At 43.1% G+C, this 17,079-nt stretch carries 20 protein-coding genes and 1 pseudogene; 9 read left to right on the forward strand and 12 right to left on the reverse strand.

Going from position 1 to position 17,079, the window contains the following annotated elements:
- Positions 1 to 5 precede the first annotated feature (5 nt).
- From ACY3FQ_RS13820 to msrA, 4 genes are all read left to right on the forward strand, one after another.
- Entirely contained in the window at positions 6 to 518 is a 513-nt protein-coding gene (locus tag ACY3FQ_RS13820) for a dihydrofolate reductase (protein WP_489774204.1), read from the forward strand.
- Between the two features lie 26 nt (positions 519 to 544).
- Entirely contained in the window at positions 545 to 1,597 is a 1,053-nt protein-coding gene (locus ACY3FQ_RS13825; RefSeq protein ID WP_201953561.1) for an Lnb N-terminal periplasmic domain-containing protein, read from the forward strand.
- A gap of 95 nt (positions 1,598 to 1,692) precedes the next feature.
- Positions 1,693 to 2,151: an META domain-containing protein gene (locus tag ACY3FQ_RS13830; RefSeq protein WP_201953557.1), complete on the forward strand. Its 459-nt coding sequence runs from the start codon at positions 1,693 to 1,695 to the stop codon at positions 2,149 to 2,151.
- A gap of 114 nt (positions 2,152 to 2,265) precedes the next feature.
- Complete coding sequence (msrA, locus tag ACY3FQ_RS13835) at positions 2,266 to 2,793, forward strand: peptide-methionine (S)-S-oxide reductase MsrA (protein WP_489774206.1); 528 nt, start codon at positions 2,266 to 2,268, stop codon at positions 2,791 to 2,793.
- A 56-nt stretch (positions 2,794 to 2,849) separates the two neighbouring features.
- Here the strand turns inward: msrA and ACY3FQ_RS13840 are convergent, their stop codons facing one another.
- The 5 genes from ACY3FQ_RS13840 to ACY3FQ_RS13860 all read right to left on the reverse strand — a co-directional run bounded on the left by ACY3FQ_RS13840 (position 2,850) and on the right by ACY3FQ_RS13860 (position 6,520).
- Positions 2,850 to 3,254: an ExbD/TolR family protein gene (locus ACY3FQ_RS13840; RefSeq protein ID WP_058868889.1), complete on the reverse strand. Its 405-nt coding sequence runs from the start codon at positions 3,252 to 3,254 to the stop codon at positions 2,850 to 2,852.
- Positions 3,254 to 3,877, reverse strand: a complete 624-nt coding sequence (locus ACY3FQ_RS13845) for a MotA/TolQ/ExbB proton channel family protein (protein WP_201953554.1) — start codon at positions 3,875 to 3,877, stop codon at positions 3,254 to 3,256. Before ACY3FQ_RS13845 ends, ACY3FQ_RS13840 begins: the two co-directional genes overlap by 1 nt.
- Before the next feature lie 19 nt (positions 3,878 to 3,896).
- Positions 3,897 to 4,664 (reverse strand): energy transducer TonB, encoded by a 768-nt coding sequence (locus ACY3FQ_RS13850; RefSeq protein ID WP_004692476.1) that lies wholly within the window; start codon positions 4,662 to 4,664, stop codon positions 3,897 to 3,899.
- A gap of 216 nt (positions 4,665 to 4,880) precedes the next feature.
- The gene (gene purU / locus ACY3FQ_RS13855) at positions 4,881 to 5,747 is read right to left on the reverse strand and encodes a formyltetrahydrofolate deformylase (RefSeq protein ID WP_004692478.1); all 867 of its coding nucleotides are present in this window, start codon (positions 5,745 to 5,747) and stop codon (positions 4,881 to 4,883) included.
- 71 nt (positions 5,748 to 5,818) lie between these two features.
- The gene (locus tag ACY3FQ_RS13860; protein WP_201953551.1) at positions 5,819 to 6,520 is read right to left on the reverse strand and encodes a TetR/AcrR family transcriptional regulator; all 702 of its coding nucleotides are present in this window, start codon (positions 6,518 to 6,520) and stop codon (positions 5,819 to 5,821) included.
- A gap of 116 nt (positions 6,521 to 6,636) precedes the next feature.
- Between ACY3FQ_RS13860 and ACY3FQ_RS13865 the strand changes: the two genes are divergently transcribed.
- From ACY3FQ_RS13865 to ACY3FQ_RS13880, 4 genes are all read left to right on the forward strand, one after another.
- Entirely contained in the window at positions 6,637 to 8,085 is a 1,449-nt protein-coding gene (locus ACY3FQ_RS13865; RefSeq protein ID WP_201953549.1) for a coniferyl aldehyde dehydrogenase, read from the forward strand.
- A 159-nt stretch (positions 8,086 to 8,244) separates the two neighbouring features.
- A complete protein-coding gene (rpmB, locus tag ACY3FQ_RS13870) occupies positions 8,245 to 8,481 on the forward strand; it encodes a 50S ribosomal protein L28 (RefSeq protein WP_010325866.1) in 237 nt (78 codons plus the stop codon).
- Between the two features lie 12 nt (positions 8,482 to 8,493).
- Complete coding sequence (rpmG, locus tag ACY3FQ_RS13875; RefSeq protein WP_003654787.1) at positions 8,494 to 8,649, forward strand: 50S ribosomal protein L33; 156 nt, start codon at positions 8,494 to 8,496, stop codon at positions 8,647 to 8,649.
- Between the two features lie 144 nt (positions 8,650 to 8,793).
- On the forward strand, positions 8,794 to 10,509 hold the full coding sequence (locus tag ACY3FQ_RS13880; RefSeq protein ID WP_489774208.1) for a cation:proton antiporter: 1,716 nt from the start codon (positions 8,794 to 8,796) through the stop codon (positions 10,507 to 10,509).
- 57 nt (positions 10,510 to 10,566) lie between these two features.
- On the opposite strand, the gene ACY3FQ_RS13885 is transcribed toward ACY3FQ_RS13880, so the two are convergent.
- The 6 genes and pseudogenes from ACY3FQ_RS13885 to ACY3FQ_RS13910 form a co-directional block, all read right to left on the reverse strand.
- Positions 10,567 to 10,845, reverse strand: a complete 279-nt coding sequence (locus tag ACY3FQ_RS13885; RefSeq protein ID WP_151835532.1) for a hypothetical protein — start codon at positions 10,843 to 10,845, stop codon at positions 10,567 to 10,569.
- A gap of 105 nt (positions 10,846 to 10,950) precedes the next feature.
- Positions 10,951 to 11,454 carry a DUF6586 family protein gene (locus ACY3FQ_RS13890; protein ID WP_489774209.1) on the reverse strand — a complete coding sequence of 168 codons (504 nt, stop codon included), beginning with the start codon at positions 11,452 to 11,454 and terminating at the stop codon, positions 10,951 to 10,953.
- Between the two features lie 75 nt (positions 11,455 to 11,529).
- A pseudogene (locus tag ACY3FQ_RS13895) lies at positions 11,530 to 11,893 on the reverse strand (ASCH domain-containing protein).
- A 40-nt stretch (positions 11,894 to 11,933) separates the two neighbouring features.
- Positions 11,934 to 12,194, reverse strand: coding sequence for an RNA recognition motif domain-containing protein (locus ACY3FQ_RS13900; protein WP_004692489.1), 261 nt, complete (start codon positions 12,192 to 12,194; stop codon positions 11,934 to 11,936).
- A 98-nt stretch (positions 12,195 to 12,292) separates the two neighbouring features.
- Entirely contained in the window at positions 12,293 to 14,281 is a 1,989-nt protein-coding gene (locus tag ACY3FQ_RS13905) for an ATP-dependent helicase (RefSeq protein WP_489774210.1), read from the reverse strand.
- Between the two features lie 165 nt (positions 14,282 to 14,446).
- Positions 14,447 to 15,592, reverse strand: a complete 1,146-nt coding sequence (locus ACY3FQ_RS13910; RefSeq protein WP_407079382.1) for a glycerate kinase — start codon at positions 15,590 to 15,592, stop codon at positions 14,447 to 14,449.
- A gap of 302 nt (positions 15,593 to 15,894) precedes the next feature.
- Between ACY3FQ_RS13910 and ACY3FQ_RS13915 the strand changes: the two genes are divergently transcribed.
- A complete protein-coding gene (locus tag ACY3FQ_RS13915) occupies positions 15,895 to 16,344 on the forward strand; it encodes a carboxymuconolactone decarboxylase family protein (protein WP_201953540.1) in 450 nt (149 codons plus the stop codon).
- An 84-nt stretch (positions 16,345 to 16,428) separates the two neighbouring features.
- On the opposite strand, the gene ACY3FQ_RS13920 is transcribed toward ACY3FQ_RS13915, so the two are convergent.
- Positions 16,429 to 16,998, reverse strand: coding sequence for an HdeD family acid-resistance protein (locus ACY3FQ_RS13920; RefSeq protein WP_004978978.1), 570 nt, complete (start codon positions 16,996 to 16,998; stop codon positions 16,429 to 16,431).
- Positions 16,999 to 17,079 lie beyond the last annotated feature (81 nt).

Genomic DNA, 17,079 nt, shown 5'->3' on the forward strand with positions numbered 1-17,079 from the left:
GCGTTATGGCCTTTCAAAACTTAGAAGTTGTACATGTAGTGGCAATGGATCAGCAACACTGTATTGGTAAAGGCAATGACCTACCTTGGCATATTTCAGCCGATCTAAAACACTTCAAAGCCATCACGCAAGGTGGTGTGGTCATTATGGGCCGTAAAACGCTGGAATCGATGGGCCGTACTTTACCCAAGCGTGTCAATTGGGTCATTACTCGCGACACTTCTTGGACTTTTGACGGTACAAAGGTGGCTTACAGCATCGAAGAAGCTTTAGCGCAAGCTGTTGCCGATGTTCAAGCTTCAGAAAAACCTGGCAGTATTTTTATCATTGGTGGCGGTGAAATTTTTAAACAGACCATCGACATTGCGGACCGTTTAGAACTCACGCATGTTGAACTCGATGTGCAAGGTGATGCGCATTACCCTGCCATTCCAGCAGCATTCAAAAAAGTCGCGTCAGAACAACATATTGATGACAAAACTGGAATTGCTTTTGAGTTCGCAACCTATCAAAAATAAAGCATATTCTTTTTGCTAAAAGCACGATGCACAACATGATCAAAATAGAATTTTGGCGGACACTGGGCTTTGGATTACTCCACACCCTGTTTAGTATTTTTGTCTTGTTGAGTTCAATTTGGCTGTGTTTTGCATTGTGGATTCAAGAGCCTTTGGGCTGGTTGGTCAGCCGTCTTTTTATTGGAATCTGGATTGCTTTTGCGCTCAGCATTTTGGGCATCTATATCACCCAAAGCTTTTTTGGTCGTCGCCTCGATATCATCCTTTATCTCCTTGGCTTTTTACTGGCTTTGTCTTGGTATTTTAGTTTAGATGCTCGCCAAGACCGCGACTGGCAACCTGAAGTAGCAAAAATCTTGCATTATGAAAAACAAGGCGACCATGTCACCCTTCATAATGTCCGCAATTTCACATGGCACCCTGACGGCTCCTATACTGAACATTGGGATACCCGCTCTTTCAATCTGAATCAAATCACTGGGGTCAATATCATTACCTCATACTGGATGGGGCCGCAAATTGCACATACTTTGGTCAGTTTTGATTTTGCCAATACCGCACCGCTGACCTTTTCCATTGAAATTCGCAAAGAGAAAAATGAAGAATTTTCAGCGATTGGTGGTTTTTTTAGAAAATATGAGCTGAGTTTAGTGGCCTCAGATGAGCATGATATTGTGTATACCCGCAGCAATATTCGTCATGAACAAGTCTATTTCTTTCCTGTTCGCCTCGGACAGGCTGAAAGTAAAGCACTGTTTATAGAGTATTTACATAAGGCAGACGAGCTCGCCAAGCATCCTAAGTGGTATAACACCCTCACCAGTAATTGCACCACCTTGGTGTTTGATATGGTTCAAGCCGTTTCACATGACGCTTTACCAACCGACTATCGTATTTTAGCTTCAGGTTATTTGCCGAATTATTTGTATGATTTAGGCGCGATTAGCCCACAGTGGGATATGAAAACATGGTATCAAAAAGCCTATATCAACCCACGTGTAAGCAAAGAAACAGAGTTAACCAGTCGTGAGTATTCACAGCTCATTCGTCAGGGCCTACCCGTTGACCAAACTCGCTAAGGTCTACAACGAGAAGCTGCAAGTTAAAACTGGCAATCAGCGACAAAATTTGCTTTGATAGTTCAGACGATACATCACAATAAGAGTCTGATCCCATGTTAAAAAAACTGATTGCAAGCAGTCTTTTAGCGAGTAGCTTAATCATAACTGGCTGCCAAACGACACCACCTCCAGCGGATACCATTGAAATGGCCAACATTCAACAGCTCCAGCAGCGGACTTGGATTTTGACGCAAATGGGCAATACCGAAATTAAAACAGCACCCAATGAACGTAATATTCCAAGCCTTCAGTTTTCAGCCGATAACCGCATCAGTGGTGCAGATGGCTGTAACCGCATTATGGGCAGCTATACCGTCGGACGCGATACGCTCACCTTGAGCCAGCTCGCAACCACCCGAATGGCCTGTATCAATAACAGTGCTGTCCCGCAACAGTTCCAAGAAGCGCTGGCAAAAGTGACACATTACCAAGTGTTTGGTAAAACACTGAAACTACTCGATCGACATGGTAACTTGCTGCTACAGTTTGGCTCTGCCATTCAACCACGTTAAATTGTTTCTATAAAAAGCCTGTAATCACAGGCTTTTTTAATCTGTAACAGACAACATTGTACTGAACCAATCAGCCCTTATATAAACAGATATAAACACAATTAGGATTTTAAAATGCAACAAGCACTCTTTGGTGGTGGATGTTTTTGGTGTGTAGAAGCGGTTTATTTAGAGCTTCAGGGCATACATAAAGTGACCAGTGGTTATGCAGGAGGAGATACCGACAACCCAACATATGAAGATATTTGTCGTGGCGATACCAACCACGCCGAAGTTATTTTAATTGATTTTGATGAAACTCAAATCAGCTATGCTCAGCTGCTCGATGTGTTTTTTGCCACTCATGATCCTACGACACTCAACCGTCAAGGCAATGATGTCGGCACTCAGTATCGTTCAGTCATTTATTATTTTAATGATGCGCAGCGTGTTGATGCAGAGCAAGCAATTAACGACTTAAAGGCAGAAGGTCTCGATATTGTGACCGAACTCAGTCCTGTACCAACGTTCTATTCGGCCGAATACTATCACCAGAACTTTTACGCTCGTAACCCTTCTCAAGGCTATTGCAACTTTGCCATTCCGCCAAAACTGATGAAGCTGCGCTCTAAGTTTCAGGCTTTATTGAAAGACAGCAAATAACTTAATAATTCACCATAAAAAAAGCGACTTCAAGAGTCGCTTTTTTTAACATCAACTTAGTTATCGCTTACGAAAGCAATATCCGCCAGTCCAGCTTCACTCGCACGAGACATCACTTGTGCGACCATATCGTAACGAGATTCTTTATCTGCACGAAGTTGAACCGTTGGCTTGGTTTCCAACTCACCCGCTTCATTAAAACGCGTTTGTAGTTCTTCTAAGCTAATCACTTGATTATCCCAAGCCACTTCGCCATTTGCATTAATGCTTACCGTAATGGCTTTAGGTGGAGGATCTACAATATCAGCCGTCGTTTTTGGTAAAGTTAATGGAATTGATGGGTTGGCAACGGTCGCTGTCACCAAGAAGATGATCATCAAAACCAGCATAATATCGATCAGCGGAATGAGATTCATCTCATTCATGCCAGCATCGTTATCGTCACCCAATTGAAAAGCCATTAAGCTTGACCTCCAACTAAACCTTGTTGAGTCGCTTTACTTTCTACTGCCGCAGGTGCTGAGTCTTGTTGCAACATGGTATCAATGAGCAAGCCGTGTGCTTGGTCTTGAAGCTCATGTGCCAAAGTACGGTTTACACGCGCACAGATGTTATACGCTAACACCGCAGGAATCGCGACAGCTAAACCTAAACCCGTCATGATCAGTGCTTCACCTACAGGAGTTGCAACTTGCGCTAAGCCTGCTTGACCACTTTTACCAACAGCAACAAGGGCATGGAAAATCCCCCATACTGTACCGAACAAACCCACGAACGGTGCAAGCGATGCAATCGTACCTAGAACTGAAATACCTTTCTCAGCATTCGCTTTTTCAGCAGAAATTTGACGAAGAAGGGCTTGTTCTGCAACGGCTTTACGTTGTTCAAAGTTCAATACAGCAAACTTTGATTTTAACTTAGCTAAAGCTTGTGAAAGTTGAGCATAAGCTTGTTGTTTCAATTGACGTGTACCCATGATACGTAAAACAAAGATGGTCCACGTTGCAATCGACATTGCCAACAAGATGAAATACAGTGTTTTACTGACTGCATCAGCATGTTGCCAATAAACTGAAAAGTTCATACTCGAACTCCTGATAAAGTTAGCGTTTTGTATTCAATTCTAAATCAAATGGTTGCTCAGCCCGAATTGGATAAGCCACACCATTTTCTTTATAAGGTTTAAATTTAGCGCCTTTGACAGCTCTTAAAATCTTTTCATCTAAAGCAGGTACACCACTTGAGCGCGTAATACGGGCATTCACAATCGACCCTTTTTCATTCGCCTCAATCAGCACCACGACTCGACGGTTTTCACCTTGTAAATCTTGATTACTATAAACTGGTTTTGGAGAGCGGCTCCATTGCACACCTGAACCACCAATCGACACCGACTTCGGTGAAGTATCAGCTGGTGCAGCCTGAGTAACAGGTTTCGCTTGCTCTGGTTGCACGACAGGTTTTTCGACTTTTTTCTCTGTAATCGTCGTGGTGACTGTCGGTTTCACTGGGGTTTCGGTTGGTTTAACAACCGGTTTAACCACTTCTGCTTTTTTAACTTGTTGAACCTTTTCTACCTTTTTCGGTGGGGTTGGTTGTGGTTTTTCCACAATCTTCACTTCCTTCGGCTTAGTCGGTTCCTTTTTCGGTTCTTCCTTCGGCTTAGGCGGTAGCGGTTTTGGTGGTTCTTGAATTTTAACGAAGCGAACCTTCAATGGTTCTTTTTCAATCGGTTTGAGTTCAGGAGCTTTCATGTGGTTCACTGCCCACAATACGCCCATATGGCCCACGACAACCGCGATCAAAGCAGCAAGAACTTTCTTTTTCATCGGGTTGGGAGTCTGCATAGGAGAAATAACTGTTGAACTCATTAAAATCGGTGACCTAATTTAAGCGGAGTGGCCACTGGGTTGGTTTCCACTATAACGCTTATCGTTTAGTACAATAAAGTAGCGCAATGATAAATGAGAAGTGTTTTCATTTGCAACTATTAATTTGTCACTTTTTATGGTTTTTTCTAATCATACCCAAACAAAAAAAGGCATACTTAATGTATGCCTTTTTCAATCTTGCTTGCAACCCATTTTTTATTGGAAAACGACTGTTTTGTTACCATCAACAATAATACGGTCTTCTAAGTGCCACTTCACTGCACGTGCCAAGACATTACGTTCAACATCCTGACCCAATTCACGTAATTGATCAACCGTAAAGTCATGGTTCACACGCTCTACATCCTGCTCAATGATCGGACCTTGATCCAGATCCGCAGTGACATAGTGCGCGGTTGCGCCAATAAGTTTTACACCTTTTTCATGCGCTTGCTTATATGGGTTTGCGCCAACAAAAGCAGGTAGGAAGGAGTGGTGAATGTTGATCACTTTCATTTCCCACTTCTCGACAAATGCTTCATCTAGAATTTGCATATAACGCGCAAGTACCAATAAGTCATTGCCTTGCATTAATTCATCAATTTCAGCATAAGCTTCGCGTTTGTTGTCCTTCGTTACAGGGACAACTTCAAACGGAATGCCAAAGTTCTCAACCGCTTCGCGTAAAGTTTCATGGTTAGAAATCACTTTGGTGATTTCGCACGGCAAACCACCACGCGCATGACGCCATAACAGCTCAAGTAAGGCATGGTCTACTTTAGATACTAAAATCCCGACTTTTTTCACGTCGCTGACCAGCGCCAAACGCCATTGCATTTCATAACGCTCTGCTACATTTGCAGCAAAAGTTTGAGTGATGCTTTCTTTACGAGACTGTAAATTGTCTAGTTCAAACTCAACACGCATAAAGTAACGTCCGCCCTGAGCTTCAGTCGCGTATTGATCAAGCGCAGTAATATTCGCGCCTTGATGATACAAAAAGCTCGATACAGCTTGCACGATCCCTGGCTTATCTTCACAAGTAATCAGTAAACGTGCCGTGTTAGCAGTTGTCATATTCATGTCAGTTTAAATCAGTAAAATGAAAATCAAGCCAAGTATTCTAGCGCTTTTTACTCAGCTGTCAAAACACCTTATGGCTTATCATCCGATTTAAATGACGCCAAGCTCGAAAACAGTTCAGACGGCCCCATCGTATCCAACAAGCGCTCATACGTCTCACGACTTTCACCACGCAAATAGACCCCTTCTAAGAACACCATTTGACGGAGTGCCTGCCAGACCCACTTTTCTTCTAATGTATTGGAATCAGTGATATGACCCGACATATAAAGGAAGTTGGTCCAGTTGGTCAGTACAATCCATAAATTGATAATCAGGGCTTCAATTTCAGACGACGTCATTTGCATCAGACCTGCATCAACAAAGGCCTGATAGATCTTTTGCCCTTGCTGCATCACCTGCCCTGCAAAACGTGGATACATCTTGCGGAAGTCTTCATTGTTTTCAACCAAATGATAGACATCACGGTGTAAAAAGCGATAAGCCCACAACTGGCTGCTCAGCACCTGAAAATAACGAATTTTATCATTGGCATCTAACAGACGATCATCGGGCAAAGCCAGCATCTGTAGCGTTTCGCCTTGATACTGTTCCATGAGCTCTTTGATAATTTCACTTTTATTGCGAAAGTGATAATACAAATTGCCCGGACTCATATTCAATTCAGCGGCAATATGATTGGTCGTAACAGAACGTTCTCCACGCTCGTTAAAAAGCTGCAAACTGAGTTGCAAAATACGTTCTTTGGTTTTCAACGTTTTAGTTTGAGACATCCTAAAATAACCATTCATTCAGTGCATTAGAAGACTAACACATAAAGTAACTTGACTAATTAGAGCAATTACTCTAAAAATTAAACATAAATTGAAATTTGAAATGGTAGTGCGGCATGAACAGTCAAACAAAAACAACTTCATTGACACCACATTCTTATGATATTCAGCACCTACATGATGTGCTTGAACAGCAAAAGCACGCTTATTTACGTTATCCATTGCCAACCGCAAAAGAGCGTATTGACCGTTTGGCACGACTTAAGCGTATCTTAGTTAAGTATCAAGATCAATTTGCCGAGGCAATTAATCAAGACTACGGCAACCGTTCCACCAGTGAAACCAAAATTGGGGAATTGCTCACCTGCCTTGAACACATCAAATATTATAGCAAGCATTTAACCACGTGGATGAAACCCTCGAAACGTCACGTTTCAATCATTCACCAGCCAGCTAAAGCATGGGTGCAATATCAACCTTTAGGTGTGATCGGCATTATTACCCCATGGAACTATCCTTTATTACTCTCGATTGGCCCCTTAATTTGTGCTTTGGCAGCAGGCAACCATGCCATGATCAAAATTTCCAGTTCATCAGGCAACTTTGGTCGCATCCTTGAAAAAGCACTCTCTGAAGCCTTTCCTCAAGAATTAGTTTCCGTGACCAATGGCGGTGGCGCGATCTCAGATGCCTTTTGTCGTCTGGCTTTTGACAAGCTTATTTTCACAGGTTCAACCAATGTCGGTAAAACCGTCATGGCTGCTGCGGCAGAGAACCTCGTTCCATTGATCCTCGAACTTGGCGGAAAATCACCGGTATTAGTACATCCTTCTATTCATTTACGGGATGTTGCGCAGCGTATTGCTGCAGGAAAACTGTGGAATGCAGGTCAAACCTGTGTGGCACCTGACTATATGTTCTTACCTAAAGGTAAAACTACCGAGTTCATTGAGCACTTCCGCGAGTGTGTGGAAGAGATGTATCCTGACATTCTGCATAATCCAGACTACACTTCAATTATTAATGACCGCCAATACAACCGCTTGCAAAGTTATCTTGAAAATGCACGTGAGCATGGAGCACAGGTGGTTGAAATCAACCCAGCCCATGAAACCTTCTCCGATACACGTAAAGTGCCCCCTACACTGTTAACTGGCGTCACGCCTGACATGCGTATTATGCAAGACGAAATCTTTGGACCACTGCTGCCGATCATGGAATATGATCAAATAGACGATGTTATCGAGTTTATTAATAGCCGTCCGCGTCCACTTGCATTATACTACTTCGACTTTGATCAGGCGCGTGCAGATTATGTTGCACAGCGTACTCATTCAGGGCATTTCGGACAAAACACGGTTTTGACCCATGTCGCACAAGACGATTTACCATTTGGTGGCGTTGGTGCATCAGGTATGGGGAAATATCATGGTCCAGAAGGTTTCTTCAGTTTGTCGCATGAACGGTCAGTGATGTCGAATCCCAAGTTATATAGCTTGAAATTCATTCTCCCACCGTTTAACAAACCAATTCACAAGTTGATTTCAAAGACCCTTCTTCGCTAAATGATCAAGGCATGACCTATCGCACGGGTTCATGCCTAGTTTTAATGAAAATCGCTTGTCTTTTAAGCGCATTTTTGGTATAAAACGCCCCTTGAATGATTTCATCCGTTTACTTAATAACTAGCGCACAATCGGTGCTGTCTAGCAATGGAGTTCACCATGTCTAAGGTTTGCCAAGTTACCGGCAAGCGTCCAGTCGTTGGCAACAACGTCTCGCACGCCAATAACAAAACCAAACGCCGGTTCGAGCCGAACCTGCATCACCACCGTTTCTGGTTAGAAAGCGAAAAACGTTTCGTACGTCTTCGTCTAACTACAAAAGGTATGCGTATTATCGACAAATTGGGTATCGAGAAGGTTGTTACTGACCTACGTGCTCAAGGTCAAAAGATCTAAGGAGTCTGAACAATGCGTGATAAAATTCGCCTAGTTTCTACTGCTGGTACAGGTTATTTCTATACCACAACTAAGAACAAACGTACTATGCCGGAAAAAATGGAAATCAAAAAATTTGATCCAAAAATCCGTCAACACGTAATCTTCAAAGAAGCTAAAATTAAATAATTTTAGTTTTTTGAAAAAAACGACCTGCTTTAGGTCGTTTTTTTTTGCTTTTTTTTCGTTCGACTTGTTAAACTTTTAATCTCTTTTGGCACCTTTTGTGCTTTGCTTCTTTTTCACCCTTAACTTTTGCTTAAGGAGTTTTTAGTGCCTCATGACGTAGATCTCATTATATTACTTGCTGTCGGTTTTGGGCTCGCGCTCATTTTCGGCTATCTTGCCGTACGCTTACGCCTTCCCCCACTCATTGGTTATCTGATTGCGGGTATCATTATTAGTCCCAATACCCCTGGTATTGTCGCGGACATTCATCTGGCGAACCAATTGGCTGAACTTGGGGTCATGTTCCTCATGTTTGGTGTGGGCATGCATTTTTCCCTCAATGACTTATTACAAGTTCGCCGCATTGCATTGCCTGGTGCTATTTTACAAATTGCTGTCGCGACCCTGCTCGGAATAGGCGTCAGTATGATCTGGGGATGGAGTTTTGGCTCTGCCTTGGTCTTCGGCTTAAGCCTGTCTTGTGCCAGTACAGTGGTATTACTCAAAGCACTGGGAGACCGTGGTCTACTCAATTCAGTCAACGGTAAAATTGCCGTAGGTTGGCTCTTAGTTGAAGATCTGGTCATGGTCTTGGTACTGGTACTCTTACCCGCAACAGCAGCTCTACTCGGTGGAGAAGCCTTTACAGGCAGTACTGATGACAACATTTGGCTTACCTTAGGCATCACCTTACTTAAAGTCGTAGGCTTCATCGCTTTTATGCTGATCATCGGGAAACGTCTCGTTCCAATGATCATGCAATTTGTCGCTCGCCTTGGTTCGCGTGAACTATTTACCTTAACCGTGGTGGCTGCTGCGGTCTCAATCGCCTTTGGTGCGTACAAAATTTTCGGTGTTTCCATGGCACTGGGCGCATTCTTTGCAGGGATGGTCGTTAAAGAGTCTGACTTTAGCCACCGTGCCGAAGAAGAAACCCTCCCTCTACGTGAAATTTTTGCCATTTTGTTCTTTGTTGCAGTGGGCATGTTATTTGACCCGCGCATCTTAGTGGAACAACCTGTGCATGTGCTTGCTGTCATTGCAATTATTATGGTCGGCAAAACCATTGCCGCTATGGCACTGGTGCTCTTTTTCCGTTACCCCATCAATACTGCCCTCACCGTCGGTGCGTCACTGGCACAGATTGGTGAGTTTTCCTTCATCTTAGCGACACTCGGGGTTTCACTTAAGCTCTTGTCCTTAGAAGGGCAAAACCTAATTTTGGCAGGAGCACTTATCTCCATCACCTTAAACAGTTTTGTGTTCTCCGCAATTGAGCCTGTACAACATTGGATTCGTGAGCGCTCACATCTAGCACGCTTACTTGAACGTAGTGGTGACCCATTGGCAATGCTGCCTGATGAAGTCTCTCAAGACTACTTACGTGACCAAGTGGTAATTGTTGGGCATGGTGAAGTGGGCCGTCGCATTACCAAACAATTGATGGCTGAAGACATTAAAGTAGTGATTGCGGAAGAAAACCGTGAAATTGTAGAAAACCTGCGTGAAAAAGGCATTGCGGCAGTTTCTGGGATGGCGACAGACCCTGGCGTACTGATTCAAGCCCATATTCAACATGCGCGCCTGCTGGTACTTTCCCCAATGGATATTTTAGATATTCATAAAATCGTGGATATTGCCAAAACCCTCAATCCTGAGATTCAGGTCTTGGTGTGTGCAGAAAGTAAAGAAGAAGCCGAAGTGATTCGTCGCGATCAAATTGGTGAAGTTTATTTTGCAAAAGAGGAAATGGCGAAAAATATGAGCAATCATATTTTAAATCAAATTCAGATTGCACATCATCAAGCACCCACCCACTAAGGAACCAACACTGGATACAAAAAAACGTACTGTTCAGTGCGTTTTTTCTTATTCGGCTTAGCTGAAGAACTGTGGCTTTTCATCCACAACTTCCGCTTGCCACTCGCTCACTTGTTTTTCAAGTAAGCCGTATAAAGCCGCTTGCACCATCTGCTGAGCAACGACTGTTGTCTGGTCGCCCAATAATGCTTTGAGCTCTTCATTAAACTGGATCGTGACTAAAGGTGCACTCTCCGAACCTGCGTTACGTAGTGCGAGCTCACCACCTTCAAGTTGAACCAATTCTAAAATGGCTTCTTGATTTCCAAATAATTCTTTCAATTGTTCTATAGACATATTTCCTCCATGTTCAACATGGTGGCAAAGGCAGTTGCACTTTGCTTCGCTTAGACTTATTGATATAAGGACAAATTTTCAAACTTCAAGCGCTGGTCATCGCTTTTAGAATTCAACCATCTCATTCCGAAAGCCATCGATCAACGCCGTTAAGTCTCGATGCCACTCACGTAAAATTTTGGTATCGGGTAACCATGTCTGAGGGGTTTGAGTTACTTTAATGATCAGATTCGATGAAGTTTCTGACTCAGGTTCAGGTGTACTCGGCTCTGGCGCATACTGACACAAGCGATAAGCACGTTTTAACTCGGCAATGAAACCTTCTTTCGACAGTTGTTGCATTACAGTCACTTCAGGCGAGACTTGGCCCTTAGCTGCCATATGCTCTTCTATGGACTTCAACGTTGGGTTTAAGTCATTTAAGCGGTAGTAACGGACCAACTCTTGTAGAAACGCAAGCACCGCGCCATGCAAGTGAAACACAGCAGCCTCACGGTAAGCCTGAGCTTGTTGCACATGATCAATTTGTTCTGCTTGTTGACATGAAAGTCGAGCAAAGTAGAGTTTTTGGTTAGTGCGATCAGCATGGTAACGGGCAACACGAGTCATGAAGGGTGTTCCTAAGTTTTGGCGTTTATAACAATTCTAAGAGTAATCTTTCTATACAGCAGTGCATAATAAAAATTATGCATGATCTATTTCAATAAAATAAATCTTTCTTTTTGCTATGACAGGCATCGAAATATGCATGGGACGCACATTTGTGAGTACCCAAGCCCAATATTCCTTTTCCCAATATGATGCCATCGACGAATCAAGCTCATCTTCTCTCCATGAGTGAATCGACTCAACATCAACCACAGCAACAGCATACCCCCAACTCTTCATCGTCCTCGTGGGTTAAATAGTGCTTATTTTCCACAATAATCAAATCTTTAAGTGGCCATTGCTCTGGTCGCCAAGAACGGATCTCTAAGGTTTTATTTCCTTGAGAGATTTGTCGTCGCATCGGTGCAACAATCGATAAAGCTGGATAGATTTTTTTCACTTTATCCCATAAAAAAGGAGCATCGATTGCTCCTTTTTACTTATGCTTCTGGCTTCTCAGGTTTATCTTCCGCCTGTTTGACGCGAATACCAGTACCATGCAAACGTAGTGTATTAAGCCCTTTAATAGCTTTAATCGCTTCACGTGCGTGTGGCATTTCAACAAATGCAAAACCTTTCGATTTACCTGTTGCTGCATCAAGGATTAAATTACATGATGCAACTGTGCCATATTGCTTAAATAATTCAAGCAGTTCAGCTTCAGCCACTGTACGCTCTAAATTACGAACTAAAATTTTCATCTTACAACCTTCAAAAATAGGCAAAATCATCAAAAAGCAATCGCCTACGCTACTTTCTGAACATTGCACAACAAATACCACAATGTAATCTGTTTAGTTTAATCGAGATTAATCCCAAAATCTAAATTAATCGATTGGCGCTCAATTAAAGCACTCTTTACGGTTTGCTGACGAGGCTTATGATGGGTTTCCATGCTACACAAATTTCGGGTCAAATCATTTAAAAAGTAGCTTTCAACTTTACGCCCTTGCTCATCAATCACGTCTCGTGCCCACAGACTTAAATTTTGCTTGGTTAAAATCAGCTCATTCTGAGCACGGGTCAGCGCCACATATAAGACCCGACGCTCTTCTTCGACATCTTTAAAATCACCTTGGGCACGGGCATGTGGATATTGCCCTGGGGTGACATTGACCACATAACAGACCTTTTGCTCTGTACCTTTGGCCGAGTGAATGGTAATCAGGGTGACGACATCACTATCGGACTGGCGTTCAATTTCAGAAATCGACACAGGATCAAGCACATATTCCTCTAAGAACTCACTTAACTGGGCATGTTTAGAAGCCAATTGCTTCACCAGTTCAAAGTCCCCTTGGCGGCGATTCCAGTCTTTTTTATAATTTTCCGCCAATTGTGCTTCAATCGCCTGAATACCCAAACTGACGCAAGCCTGTACTTCCTGTTTCAGTACCGTCATTTGCTTCATGATCAACAAGGTTTCAGCTGGAATCCGCCCAAATTTCTCTAATTTACCAAAGATTAGATCAAACTCAGGCTCCAGTAAAAGTTGCTGAGCAAGACGGCTTGCACCGACATCTCCCACCCCATTCCACAAGGTAAGAAAACGCATCCATGCAATATCATCGAGAGGATTGGCAATCACGCGCAGCAAGCTCAGTAAATCTTTCACATGCGCGGTTTCAAGCAGTTTCATGCCCCCAATAAATCGATAGGGGACATTGGCTGCAATACATGCTGCCTCAATATGCCGTGCTGCAAAGCTGGAACGCACCAAGACCATATGATCCGACCAGCGCTGTCCCTGTAAGTAATGGCGCTCTTTAATGTCGTTCGCGATCCATTTTGCTTCATCAAACTCATTTGGGAAAATGTGCATGCGAGGCTTCACGCCCTCCCCCCGATGAGCATCTAGGCGTTTGTTATATTGAATCTCAGATTGATCGAGCAGCCAATTGGAGAGGTCTAAAATTTCTTGGGTTGAACGATAGTTTTGCTCCAATTTAAACACCTGAGCATTCGGCACACGGTCTTTAAAATGGTGAATATTTTCAAAATCTGCCCCACGGAAACCATAAATTGACTGTGCATCATCGCCGACGCAGAACAGGCTCACTTTGTCTTTAAGGGGCTCAAGCAAGGCCCACTGCAAAGGGTTGGTGTCCTGCATTTCATCGACCAGCATGTGTTTGCAGAGCGATGCCACATAGTCGGCTAAACCATCTGACTGGTCGAGTGCTGAGGCCACGATCGCAAGAATATCGTCATAATCTAAAAAGCTACGCGCACGTTTTCGTGTCTCGTACTCTTTCATGATTTCCGCAATTTGATCTTTAAAAGCCAAATGCTCAGGATGCTGTTTTTCTAAGGCATCACTCAACTTTTGACGCGTATTTCGTGCAAAAGAATACAGATCACACAGTTCTTGCGGTTTAGGTAGCTGATTGGGATTTTTCTTGTCATCTTTCCCACGAATCAGGCGGAACATCATCAGTTGATCATCACGATCAATAATTGAAAACTGCTCTAAACCAAAGGCTTTCGGTACACGGCGCAGCAGATACATACAAAAAGTATGAAAAGTAGAAGCGCGTAGCCCTTTGGCTTGCTCACCTAAAGCCAGCTCCACTCGCGCCACAATCTCGCTGGCTGAACGACGGGTAAAGGTTAGAATTTGAATTTGGTTGGCAGGAATCCCTTGATCAATCAGGTATGCAGCACGTGCCACAATGGTTTTCGTCTTGCCACAGCCAGCCCCTGCGAGCACCAGACTGTGTTGCGACTCAGTCGTGGCAGCTTGTTTTTGTTGCGGGTTTAATTCATCAATTAGGCTGGCTAAACTCATAATCACTCATCAATTCGTGGATGCTGCTAGTCTAACAAATCTATGACGTCAATATGAGGCTCCAGCAATGATTATCCATTTCTGTCTGAAATACACCTTCAGATCTATGACCCAGACCTTATGCTCGAACCGCTTACTGCCTCAAAAATTTAAAATTAAGCTTACTCAGTATGCTTTATAAAGCAAAAGTCGAGTGATGTCCTCACAACTATTTTGCAAATGCTGTTCTGCATTTTTCAATGCTGTTGCTAAATCACAGTCAGGTTCATTGATCGAAACAATTTGACTAAACCCTTCATCAAATAATGCCTCAGCATCCTCTCCGACACGTCCAGCAAAGGCAATCACTGGTTTATTCAACTGCTTGGCTAACTGAGCCACCGCCCACGGCGTTTTGCCAAACTTGGTTTGGAAATCGATACTGCCTTCACCCGTGAAAACATAATCGGCTTGCTTTATTTTCTCCGCCAGTTGAGTTTGCTCAATCACCCACGTCGCGCCAGACTGAAGCATAGCGCCTGTAAAAGCCATTAGACCAAAACCTAGCCCACCTGCGGCGCCTGCCCCTGCAACATTACGTATCTGTAGATTAAGCTGTGTTTCCACCACATCGGCAAAATGACTCAAATTTCGATCCAACTTCTCAATCATCTCTGCGCTCGCCCCTTTTTGCGAGCCAAACACATGCGATGCACCCTGTGCTCCACACAGCGGATTAGTGACATCGGAGGCAATTAAAACTTGAATCTTTTGCAAGCGTGGGTCTAAAGCCTGCATATCAATCCGTTTAATATCTCGTAAATGACCACCACCAACGGGCACGTCCCGCCCTTGTGCATCTAAAAAGCGTACTCCAAGCGCCTGTGCCATACCACTACCTGCATCATTAGTGACACTGCCTCCAAGAGCCAAAATGATTTTGGACACGCCTAGATCCAATGCATGCCGAATCATTTGCCCCGTTCCCAAAGTTGTGGTCAGCAATGGATTTCGCTGTGCGGGCTCAAGCAGATGAATACCATTGGCTTTGGCCATTTCAATAACAGCCGTTTGCCCGCCATCAAATAAACCCCAATACGTTTTCACTCGTTGTGATGGCAAGGGCCCTGTCACCTCACATTCGACTTTTTGGCCAGCTAAAGATGTTAATAAAGCATCGACTGTGCCTTCGCCGCCATCGGCCATAGGCACATGTATACATACAGCATTAGGAATTATGTTTTGAATTCCACGCTGCATCGCCGCACAGGCCTGTTCTGCTGTCATACTTTCTTTGAATGAATCGGGCGCTAAAATAAAAGTTGTCATCATCCATAATTTTTTTAGAAAATTTAATTTATTAATAACACGATTTATAAATTTCCCGCCCGCATTTTTCTCTTTTCATTGTCCTTGGCACAGTTCGTTATCATTGAAGTTGAGTACATTTCGATAAAGTTAAAATAGCCTCAATGATTTTTTAATTTTAAACATAGAAGAGCTTTACTGTGCTGTCACCAAAACGACTACCATAGTTCATTTGGTTTTAATGCATAAATTAAACAAAGTGCGAATCAATTAGCCGATAAAATCATCATTAAACATTCAACGCTCTTTAAAAAAATAGGTGATGTATGGAACGAATTAACTTGGGAAAAGCCGTACCTGAACTCTATAAAACAGTATTAGAACTCGAAAACTTATCCATGCAAAAATCCCAACAAGCAGGTCTTGAGATTGGATTTTCACACTTGCTGAAACTGAGAGCCTCACAGATTAACCAATGTGCGTTCTGTGTACGTATGCATACACAAGATGCCATGAAAGCAGGTGAATCAATCGAACGGATTGCCCTCATCAGTGCATGGCAAGAAAGTGGATATTTTTCTGAAAAAGAACGCGCCGCACTGATTTTAATTGAAGAAATCACACTCATTGCTCAGCAGCATTTCCCCGATTCGGCGTATCAAGAAGCAGCAAGAATCTTATCCGATGCAGAAATTGCCGCTATTGAATGGATCGCGATTGTGATTAACACGTGGAATCGTATTGCGATTTCAAGTCAATATGCCGTCAATCCATAAGCCTGCCATTCAGCTTTACACATAATATAAAGCACACGAAAAAAGGGAGCCTGCATGAGGCTCCCTTTATTTTTTAATCATGCTTTATTCAGATTGGCTTGCTGGTGGAATCTGCTTAATGGCCGCCGCTAGAGTCAGATAATTAATCCCTTGGAATAAAATATCAAAAGCAAGGAATAAGCCCAGCACCCAAAATGGGGCATCTGGTGTAGTTAAAATCATAATGCCGGCCAGCAGGGTTAGAACACCAGAAAAAAGTGTCCAACCCCAACCTTGGAATGCTCGAAATAAGATTGCATTAAAGATACGAATGACCCCTGCAATAATCAAGAAAACCGCTAAAACACTGGTCAAGACAATGGCTGTTTTCACAGGTGTAGTAAATGCGTAATAGCCCGCAACCAAATACAACACACCAAACAAAGCCCATAGCCAGCGGAAGCCACCCTCAAAAATCTTAAAGGCTGCGATGAAGTGTAGAACACCACCTATCATCATTAACACGCCAAAGATAAACACTACGGATAAGGTGGCAAAAGGCAAAGCGGCCAAAAGAACGAAACCAAACAACACCAGTAAAATCCCTAAACCCAAATACCATTTACGATTTTCATGGAGTTGATGGCGAACTAAATCATTACCGACTGTTTTCATCTTCTTCTCAAGTTTGATTTTCTTTCACTTAGTTTTAACATGTTTTGCATCGAACTTGTAGGTTTGAGTTTATCCACACAA

The sequence above is a fragment of the Acinetobacter sp. AB03 genome, from assembly GCF_058107045.1.